Source organism: Terriglobus sp. YAF25 (assembly GCF_052113305.1).
Lineage (GTDB): Bacteria > Acidobacteriota > Terriglobia > Terriglobales > Acidobacteriaceae > Terriglobus.
The window spans coordinates 1-7,251 of the sequence record NZ_JBFRCY010000153.1 but is presented as its reverse complement, the minus strand read 5'-3'; the positions used below and the strand labels follow the sequence as shown (position 1 = coordinate 7,251).

General features: G+C 56.4%; 5 protein-coding genes. 3 read left to right on the top strand and 2 right to left on the bottom strand.

Annotation, left to right across the window (positions count from 1 at the left end):
• Together AB4043_RS08400 and AB4043_RS08395 are read right to left on the bottom strand one after the other, a co-directional pair.
• Positions 1-955: M81 family metallopeptidase (locus AB4043_RS08400; RefSeq protein WP_442306846.1), on the bottom strand; the 955-nt coding region annotated here is incomplete at its 3' end.
• Between the two features lie 79 nt (positions 956-1,034).
• Positions 1,035-4,427: a TonB-dependent receptor domain-containing protein gene (locus AB4043_RS08395; protein ID WP_442299726.1), complete on the bottom strand. Its 3,393-nt coding sequence runs from the start codon at positions 4,425-4,427 to the stop codon at positions 1,035-1,037.
• A 339-nt stretch (positions 4,428-4,766) separates the two neighbouring features.
• On the opposite strand from AB4043_RS08395, the gene AB4043_RS08390 reads away from it, so the two are divergent.
• From AB4043_RS08390 to AB4043_RS08380, 3 genes are all read left to right on the top strand, one after another.
• Positions 4,767-5,912, top strand: coding sequence for an ROK family protein (locus tag AB4043_RS08390; RefSeq protein ID WP_442299727.1), 1,146 nt, complete (start codon positions 4,767-4,769; stop codon positions 5,910-5,912).
• A gap of 24 nt (positions 5,913-5,936) precedes the next feature.
• On the top strand, positions 5,937-6,929 hold the full coding sequence (locus AB4043_RS08385) for a sugar phosphate isomerase/epimerase family protein (RefSeq protein ID WP_442306845.1): 993 nt from the start codon (positions 5,937-5,939) through the stop codon (positions 6,927-6,929).
• A 14-nt stretch (positions 6,930-6,943) separates the two neighbouring features.
• Positions 6,944-7,251, top strand: a 308-nt coding sequence (locus AB4043_RS08380) for a twin-arginine translocation signal domain-containing protein (protein WP_442306844.1), incomplete at its 3' end; no start/stop codon positions are given.

Genomic DNA, 7,251 nt, shown 5'->3' with positions numbered 1-7,251 from the left:
CGACGGGAGAGGTCTTCGAGGCCATCGCCTGCTGAATGCACGCGTCGAGCGAGCAGACCTCGGTACCGAAGTCGAACTCACGTCGAGCGTCCCAATACTGTTGCGCCAGATTCTTCGCGACCTTTTCTTCTTCTGCAGGATTGGTTCCGGTCACGACTACCGATGCGGCGCCGCGCGGTTCGTCTGCCCAGACATATCCCACCAGCATCGAGACATCGAGCACTCCAGGCGTCTTATTCAACTCCGGTAACTGGGACCACAAGCGCTTGCCGGGATTCCACTCCGTTGAGCTCCGCTCACCGGGCATCAGCACTGGGATGCTGGCCCACATCAGCGTTGTACGGATGTTCCCCTGGATGCACTTCACCAGCATGTCGCAGGCGCGGCTCATGGTCTCTTCGCGATCGATATGCGGCGCGGTTCGGAAGGCGGACATCATGTCCAGCGTGTCGATAATGCGCTTGCTGATATTGCCGTGAAGATCATAACTTGCCGACATCAGGCACTTCGAGCCAACGACCTTGCGAGCCGACTCATACCAGTCGGCTTCTGCGTCCTGCATCCCTTCCACGAACATGGCTCCGTGCATGGGAAGGTAGAGACCATCCAGTGGCAGCAGGATCTGCAGGCGCTCCAGAAACTCTGTTTTGATCTTGTCGTACGTATCTCGCGCTATCGGTCCTCCTGGGACGGCGGTAGCGACGAGTGTCGGCATAAATGGAACTTTGGGATAACGCTTCTTCAGAAATGCAAAGCGGGCGTTCTCATCCGCTTCTTTCCCACGCAGGATGGTGAAGTCTTCCATGCGTGCACGGATGTGGCCATAGGTGCTGCTCTCAATCCCAATGCCGCCGTATGCAATACGCGGCGTTGTTCCTGCGGACCATCCGCGGTTTGAGGCTGCAAGAGCAAAGGCAGACGCCGACGCGGTCTTCAAAAACTCTCTACGTTGCATGAATGCAGATGCTCCTGGAAAGATGAAGCGTAGGTCAAGAATTTGGGGCGGCCATGAAGGCCGCCCCATGTGTTGTTCGTTAGAACTTCACGCGCGCCGCGAACTGAATGAGACGCGGGTTGTAGGCATTCGCCGTTGAAGTGATGGTGCCGAAGGTCGATACGGGAGCGCCTGCCGAGAGCGACAACGATGAGAGCGGGTTCACAAACTGCGCTGTGTTCAAGACATTGAAGGCCTCAGTGCGGAACTCAAGCTTCACACGTTCGGTCAGATCGAAGTTCTTGAACAAGGACAAGTCCACGCGCTGGAGCCCGGGACCGTAGAGCTGGTTACGACGCTGATTGCTCACCGTTCCAGCAGGTTGGAAAGAGAAGGCGCTGGTATCGAACCACTTGCCAATAGTTGGATGGCTGACCTTACCGCTTCCCGTCATGTTTGCCCGATCACTGTTGCCAGCCGTCGGACGTGTACCACTGCGGTTCGTCACGTTCGTGACCGAAAACGGCATGCCCGTATTCCACACCACAACTCCGTTTGCCTGCCATCCCCGGGCGAGGACGCCAGTGAAACCGTGCAGGCCCTGACCGAATGGGAGAGTGTAGTTGAATGTACCGGTCACACGCTGACGGACATCCAGATTGCCGTTGCCATACTCAAGAGTGGGAATCAGATCCGCGGAAGATCCGAAACCATTGCCACCGTTGTTGCTGATCGACTCTGAGTTATCCAACAGACGTGCCCACGTGTAGCCAACCTGCAGATCCAGTCCCTTGCTGAAGCGCCGCTTCAGCACGGCCTGCATTGCATGGTAGCTGCTGGCCCCGTTACTGCGATAAAGCGGGATCGATGTGACGTTTGGCACAGTGGCGTTGAACCGACGACGGGTGTTGAAATCGGTTGAGGTTGCTGGAGAATTTGTCGTTGTATCGCCTCGTGCTGTCTGAGTGAACGACAGCGCACTCACCGCCACTGGAACCGTGTTGTAGTCCGAGAGGTAGTAGGCATTGTGGCGACCTAACTCACCCACGTAGGACAAGGTTCCCACAAAGCCAGCGACCTCACGTTCTACGGTCAGGTTGAACTGTTCGATGTAGGTTGAGCGGAAGTTCGGATCCAGAGCTGCGGTAATGCTGCCACTTGGAAATTTCCCATCCGCGCTGACGTAAGGGTTCGGAGTTGGCGTGGGTAGACCGCTGCCAAACTTCCTATATTGATTTGGGTTCTGAAGGCCAAGCTGTTGCGCCTGTGCGGCCGCTTGATCCGGCGTATAGGCACCCCATGTTGCGATGAATGGTTGATTGACGAGCGCCGAACCTGAAGTAGTGTTTTCCGGAGCAAAGGTCAAACCGAAGCCGCCACGGATTACGGTACGGGGCATAGGTGTATAGGCGAAACCGAAGCGGGGAGCGAAGTTGCTATAGTCGGTCTTCACACCGCCATGTGAGTCGGCATTGACTCCCGCGACCAGTATCCGGCCTTGGTTGATATCGAAGTTGGACAGAACATTGTTGATTTCCGTGTACGGTGTGAACAGGTCGTAACGGACACCCACATTCAGAGTCAGGTTCGGCAACAAGTGAATATCATCCTGCACAAACACATGCGGCTCCCATGTGCGGTTGCGCGGCGTGTACAAGATCCAGTTACGGCCCTCAGTCAGATAGTCGCCAGTTAACAGCGTGGAGAAATCCGTAAACGCCCAGTTGCCGTTCGCCGTATCTGTTTGTGTGGTGGAGTCCTGCCTACGGATCAAGCCAGCACCGATCTTGATGGTCTGCTTGTGCCGAATGTAGTTAACGACTCCCTCATACTGCCAGGTGTTCTCGTGATAGATAATCGGCGGGCGGTTGCCGAGCGTCGGAGCGGTTCCCTGGTTAACAGTGACCGCAGAAAGCTCTGCGGTACGCGCATCGACGTTCATATTGGCCTGCCCCATTGCCGTGTTGATCGCCTTCCCATAATTCAACGGGAATTGAGCATTGTTCAACAGCGTATAACCGGCCTTCAATTCGAGAAGTAGATTGGGAGTGAAGGTGTGGATATAGTTGAGGTGTGCCTGATGCGCGCGCGTCTGCGCCGGTCCGGGATAGCTCCCCAGGTTACCGCCCGGCTCGATGACACCGGCCGCGGTGTTCACGGCCGGAAACAGCGAGCCAATTTTGGTATCCACGCGATTGTAGGTGTAGCGCAGGTAAGTCAAATCGCCATTGTTGAAGCGATGATCGACACGTCCGTCACCCGTTTTTGAGAACTGGTTATCAGCACGAGCTCCTACGTAATTTCCGGAGACCGCGTTATTCGTCGGCAGCGGAAACAGATTGAGGTACTGCTGGCCGACCTTGTCGAAGGAGGCCGCTGGAATAACCTTGTTAATCGCCGCATTGTCCGTAAAGTTGCCCGGATTCTGACGTTCGAACAGTGTTGGCACGGTCGTGGTCGTCGGATTCTGGTTCTTGATGATATCCAGGCCCTCATAATCCGCAAAGAAGAAGCTACGGTCCTTAACGATACGGCCACCAATGCTACCGCCGTACTGGTTTTGGCGATACTTCGGCTTCGGAATATTGGCGCCGAACTTGAACGGATTCGCATTCAGTACGTCGTTACGGAAGAACTCGTACACCGATCCATGCAGGGTGTTCGTACCGGACTTGGTGATCACGTTCACAATCGCACCCGCCGCACGGCCTACTTCTGCCGTAAAGACGTTTGCCTGAACGCTGACTTCCTGGATGGCATCGACTGAAGGACGAACACCGATCGAGCCGATCACGCGCTCGTTATTATCGATGCCATCGATGGTCTGGTTGTTCATCATATCTGCCTGACCGTTCATCGAAACAGATGACGTCTGGCGGCGATCGTCAGGCCGGTTGCCGCTCGCAAGGCCATTGTTCAGCCCTTCCGTCGCTCCCGGGGTCACCTGGACAAGATTGATGAAGTTACGGCCATTGAGCGGAAGCTCCTGGGTCGCCTTTTCCGTAACCGTTGTAATCAGCGCTGAGGAGTCCGTATGCAGTGCCGGAGGCGTCGCCTCGACGTTTACGATCTCGCCTTGGGAACCCACGACCATGTGCGAGTCTTCACGGGCACGGTCACCTGCTGCCAGGTTGAACGAATCAATCTTAAAGACCTTGAATCCTGTCGCTGTCACCGCCAGCGAGTAACGGCTTGGCTTGAGCAGCGTGAAGACAAACTCACCGCCGTCTCCCGAGGTCAAGACACGGGTCTCGTGCGTTTCGATGTTTGTCAGCTCAACCTTTGCATTCGGGATAACGGCGCCGCTTTCGTCCGTCACCGTACCGACGACATCAGCAGTCGTGTTCTGCGCCAGGAGCGGCGACCCGGTAAACAACAGGACAGAGCCGGCAAGCAGGGCTCCGCGAAGAACGGAACGCGTTAAACAAAGAGAACTCGCCGGGGACCATCTTCCCGGCCTACGTTGACTGGTACTCCTGAAACCAAACTTCATTTGCGGCCTCCCACAATCTCGATTGGTTGTGTGTGTGATGCGGGGCTGCCCACCATAACGCAGGGAGAAGACCCGCGGAGTAGGAATGCGCTGTGTTTTATATTGTCTTCTTATTCTTTCAGTCACCGAAATTATTCGGCACCAGGATTAGCGTCATTCGTTGTACGATCTACAGGAAAGCAGGAATGCAATGTTTCGGTGACTGGATGATATCCGTGCACCGTCAGGCGGTCAAGGCGATTTGTAACCCTGGTTTGGTCGTCCTGTAACCGCATGATGGAGTACGACGTCCCGTGCCGTTTTGTTCCACCTGCTGTCCGGGAGAAGCTGTCGTTGAAGGTGCCGTTTCAATCCGCGAAGACCTCGATCATCGCAGCCTTGCTGCAACACGACCGCCTCTCAAGGCTCGAGCTGAGTGAGCTTACCGGGGTCAGCCCAGCCGGCATCACCGAGGTGACCCAGAAGCTTCTTCAGCAGGAACTGCTGGCGGAGACTCCATCCATTGATCCTCCGGGCCGGGGCAAGCGTCGCGGACGGCCGCCGGTAGAGCTCTCTCTTCAACCAGGACATTCCTGCTTTGCAGGCATCAATATCGGCGAAGGCGAGATGGTGCTCGCGATTACGGACCTGAAGGGAGAGGTTCTGGAACAACGCCACGTTCCGGCAGTTGATTCCCTCTCAGAGATTCCCGAAGCAATACGCACGACGTTCCTCGCCGCGCTGAGTCATGCCTCGATTCCGCGCACCAGAGTGCGTGGCGCTGGTATCGCCGTATCAGGAATCGTCGATGCCGACCAGGGCGTGTGCCGTTACTCCGCCGCACTGGACTGGCGTGATGTTCCCATCGCCCGCATCATCGGAGAGGCTCTGGAGCTGCAGGCGTGGGCCGACAACGATGCCAACGCAATTGCCATTGGGGAACATATCTTCGGCAATGCGAGGGAGTACGACCACTTCTCTTCCATCGTGTTGGGACGTACGATTGGCTCCGCCCACTACATGCACGGCATTCTCTATCGCGGACACGATGGCAGCGCCGGCGAGATTGGGCACATCTCGGTCGATCCACATGGAATACTTTGCCGCTGCGGCCGCAACGGATGTCTCGATACCATTGCCGGCGGTTCCGCACTGCGGCAGGCCGCTCACGAGAAAGGCCTAGTGATTGAGAGCATGCGCGACCTGGAAGACCTGGCGATGCATGGCGAGCGTAACGCCGTGCAGCTACTGCGCTGTGCAGGCAAGGCTCTCGGTTCGGCCATTGCATCGCTGGTGCACATCAATAATCCGCAGGCGGTTCTCTTCACCGATCTGGAGGGCTTTGAGAACGGAGTCTTCCGCACCGCCATTCGCCAGGGAATCGAAAACAGTATCCTTCCCCGTTATCTCGGCTCCACCGAGATTCGTTTCACCACCGCCGACCCGGTGTCGTTACCGAGGAGCGCGGCTTCCATCGCAGCTTTCAACTACCTGATGTCGTTATAGAACTTCGTACACGGAGGTCCTGAGATGTTTGCAACACAGCAGAAACAGGAAGAGATGCCGACCGAACGCCGTACCTTTCTCRAGCAGGCCGCTGCTGCTGCCATCGGTGTAGCAGCTGGTGGAATGACTCCGCCGGCACTCTTCGCAGAGAGTGCAACGCGGAAACAACCCACGCATGCTCCTATGGAGCTTGGCCTGCTTATCAAGCCTTCTCCGGACCCCGAAGCGAAGATTCGCCTGGTTCGCGATCTCGGCTTTAAAACCTGCTTCCTCTCGCTCGACGGCTACCTGAACAATTTCACGCCCGCGCTGACGAAGCAGATGGCAGACCTCCTGGATAAGTATCAGGTCATTGCGACGACAGCCGAAGTCGTGAATCCCCAACCGCTCAAATGGAACTTCACGGAAGGCCCCGCCACCATTGGCCTGGTCCCGCGAGCCTATCGCCAGGCCAGGCTTGATGCGCTGAAGCAGTGTTCCGACTTTGCCAAAACCCTTGGCATCGACAAAGTTCAGACACACTGTGGGTTTATTCCTGAGGATCCCAAGGACCCTCTCTACCCTGAAACGGTAGCCGCCATCCGTGAGATCACCGAGCACTGCGCTGCCAATGGCCAAAGCTTCCTGATGGAGACCGGACAGGAGACACCCACCACCATGCTGCGCATGTTGAAGGACGTAAACAATCCTGCGCTTGGTGTGGGCCTTGATACCGCCAATCTGATTCTTTACGGCAAGGCCAACCCGGTAGATGCATTGAAGGTTCTTGGACCCCACGTTCGCGCTATGCACGCCAAGGACGGCAAATGGCCAACCGACCCGGACCAGCTCGGCAAAGAGGTTCTTATCGGTAAGGGCGAAGTGGACTTCCCGAAGGTTTTGTCCATGCTGCATGAGGTTGGCTATAAAGGTGCTGTCAGCATCGAACGTGAGACCTCCGGACCGCAGCAGGTCGAGGACGTAAAAGCTGAAAAGCTGTATCTCGAAGACATCCTCAACAAGATCAAGAAGGCATAACCAGACGGAGGAAGATGATGAATCGCAGAAAGTTTTTGCAGGGTGCAGGAGCTCTGGGCGGCCTGATGATTGTGAAGCCCAGTGTCGCTTTCAGTTACGCAGCAAATTCAACCGTGCAGTATGCTCTGCTGGGCTGCGGCAAACGCGGTACGTCGGTTGCGACCTCGTTTGCGAAGAATACCCAGGCGCGCATCGTCGCCCTCGGTGATATCTTCCCCGACCAGCTTGCAAAGGGTAAACAGCATTTTGACGAGATCAATGCATCGCTTGGCTTCCCGGCAATCGACGACAAGATGACCTTCCACGGGTGGGAGGCCTATAA